The 2,609-nt window shown below is 75.3% G+C and carries 2 protein-coding genes; one reads left to right on the plus strand and one right to left on the minus strand.

Annotation, left to right across the window (positions count from 1 at the left end; genetic code table 11):
• Nucleotides 1-104: 104 nt before the first annotated feature.
• The gene (locus tag ADL22_RS13295) at nt 105-2,063 is read right to left on the minus strand and encodes an FUSC family protein (RefSeq protein ID WP_234430677.1); all 1,959 of its coding nucleotides are present in this window, start codon (nt 2,061-2,063) and stop codon (nt 105-107) included.
• Between the two features lie 75 nt (nt 2,064-2,138).
• Here ADL22_RS13295 and ADL22_RS36125 point away from each other — a divergent pair.
• Nucleotides 2,139-2,609: helix-turn-helix domain-containing protein (locus tag ADL22_RS36125; RefSeq protein WP_234430678.1), on the plus strand; the 471-nt coding region annotated here is incomplete at its 3' end.

The following is a 2,609-nucleotide window of genomic DNA, read 5'->3' on the forward strand; positions in this document are numbered from 1 at the left end:
CGGCTTGCGGTTGCTGCGCCGCGCCCGCCCGCCCGGCTTGCGGTCGCGGTCGCGATCACGGTCGCCGTCGCCGTCGTGCCGCCGTCGCCCCGTCGCCCCGCCGCTCAGGCGGCCAGCGCCGGTGCGCTCAGCCGGCGGACCAGGGCCGCCAGCGTGCGGTGGCCCTGCTGTTCGGCGCGGGTGATCCGTTCCTCCGGGAGGGCCCGCTGCCACCACTCGCCGGACGCCACCTCCACCGCCTCGCGCAGCTCGACCAGGGACCCGGCCAGCCGGTCCCGTACCCAGCCGGCCTCACGCAGCGCGTCGGCCCCGGAGAGCGCGCCCGTCCGCCCGGCCGCCAGCAGCCGGGAGGCCGCCGCCTCGGCCGCCGCGACGTGCTCCAGCGCCTGATCGATCCGGTCGGCGGCCCGGCGGTTGGTGACCAGTACGCAGCAGACCAGCCCGACCGCCGCGCCGACGACGGTGTCCAGCCACCGGTCGGCGATCAGCGTGCCCGCCGGCAGCGGCCGCCCGAACTCGGTCAGCAGCAGCGCCATCGGCGTCACGCACACCGAGCCGAGCCAGTAGTTGCGGGTGATCGTGGCCTCCGCGCCCAGCTGGAACGCCAGCGCCAGTACGACCATCGTGAGCTGCCCGGTGTGGATCAGCGGCAGCAGCACGGTGAACAGCGCCAGCCCCAGCAGATTCCCCAGCGTGCGCTGGAAGGCGCGCTGCCAGGAGAGCGTGGTGTTGGCCTGGTAGATCGACGCGGCGGTCACCACCGCCCAGTACGGATGCCCGACACCGACCGCCATCGAGGCCCAGCCCGCCAGCATGCACCCCACCGCGACCCGCGCCCCCAGGGGCAGCAGCGGCGACCCGGGCCGCAACCGCCCCACCACCGCCCGGAAACCCCGCGCCCGGCCGGGGACGGGCCGCCGCAGTCCGTGCACCGCCGGGGTGGCACGGGCGCCGGGCGCGCCTTCCGACTGGCCGATGGCCGGCACCGCTCCGTCTCCCTGGGGCGCCGCCGCGCCACCCCCGAGCACCGCTCCGGCCTTCAGCGCGACCCCGAACTCCCAGGCCACCCCGGCCAGTTCCTCGATCTCCGCGGTGGACAGCGTCACCTCGGGCAGCGGCCGCCCGCTGCGCAGCTCGCGCGCCCAGCCGCCGAGGCGCCCCGCCTCCGAGGCCGCGTCCCGCCGGACCCCGCCGAGCGCCGATTCCGCCCGTACCAGCAGCCGCTCCAGCCCCGCCCGTGCCGCGGCCTTCGCCGGCGTACGGGCCGGGACGAGGAACAGCGTGTGCCAGGCGGCGTTCACGGCGGCCGCGGTGGTATGCCGGGCGTGCGCCACCGCGGCCGGTTCGGTACCGCCGGGCGCCGCCGAGCCCGGTTCCGTGCTGCCGGGCGCCGCTGAGCCCGGTTCCGTACCGCCGGGCGCCGGCGCGGAACCGGCGGCTCCGGCCCGGGCCCGCAGCAGCCCGGCGGCCGCCTCCAGCGCCCGCGCGGTGGCGATCCGCTCCGGTCCGTGCGGCCGCACCAGCGCCGGCGCCATGCACACCAGCCACGCGAACGCCCCGGTGGCCAGCGCCAGCCCGGTGTGCGGCAGCACCTCCGCCGGCCGCTGCGGGACGAAGAAGGCAGAGGCCGCGATGAACGTCAGGATCAGATTCCCCGGCGGCCCGATCCGGGTCGCATCGCACAGCACCTTGTGCGCGGCGGCGACCAGCGAGGCCAGGACGACCAGCACCGCGGCCGAGGTGACCAGCGACGCCGCGGTCAGCGCGACGGCCAGACTCGCCACCATCCCCAGCACCACCCACGGCAGCGTCCGGGCCCGCGCCGCGTACGGCAGCCCGTGCGCGTACAGCGCGCACATCGCCCCCGCTGAGGTGTACAGGACCAGATCGAGCCGCCCCACACAGAGCAGCACGAGGTCCGGAACGCCGAGCGTCACCACGGCGCTCAGCGCCGGCTTGTGCCAGATGTCGGCCGGCCGCCGCAGCCGCACCGTGCTCCGCACCGGCAGCGGCCGGAACCGCACCGCGCTGCCACTTCCGACCTGCTCGACGTTCTTCCCCATACGAAAACGTTAGCAGGTGTTTTACAAGTAAAAGAAATGCGCGGAACCACCCCGCGAGCGCGCGACAATATCCCCGTGCCAACCGCCAAGAACCCCCACCAGCCCACGCCCGCCCCCGGCAGCACCACCCGGGAGTCCGCGGCCAACGCCACCGGGAAGACCGCTGAACGCAAGGCGGCAGCGAGCAGGACCGCGACGAGCAAGGCCGCCCCGAGCAGGACCGCGGCGAAGAAGCCCGCAACGCCCGCAGCGAAGAAGCCCACGGCCAGGAAGACCGCTGCGAAGAAGACCGCTGTGAAGAAGGCGGCTGTGAAAAAGGCGGCTGTGAAGAAGACGGTTGCGAGCAGAACCGCCGCCCCGGCCCCCGCCGCCCCGGCGGACCGCCGCCAGGAACTCCTGGACACCGCCGCCGAGGTCTTCGCGGCTCAGGGCTACAACGCGACCACCGTCCGGCAGATCGCGGACGCGGCCGGGATGCTCGCCGGCAGCCTCTACTACCACTTCGACTCCAAGGAGTCGATGGTGGACGAGATCCTCTCCGCCTTC

The sequence above is a fragment of the Streptomyces sp. NRRL F-4489 genome (genome assembly GCF_001509485.1).
Lineage (GTDB): Bacteria > Actinomycetota > Actinomycetes > Streptomycetales > Streptomycetaceae > Streptomyces.

Bases quoted from the DNA above. Each gene is read 5' to 3' on its own strand.
- ADL22_RS13295 (WP_234430677.1), bottom strand. From the start codon at position 2,063: ATGGGGAAGAACGTCGAGCAGGTCGGAAGTGGCAGCGCGGTGCGGTTC.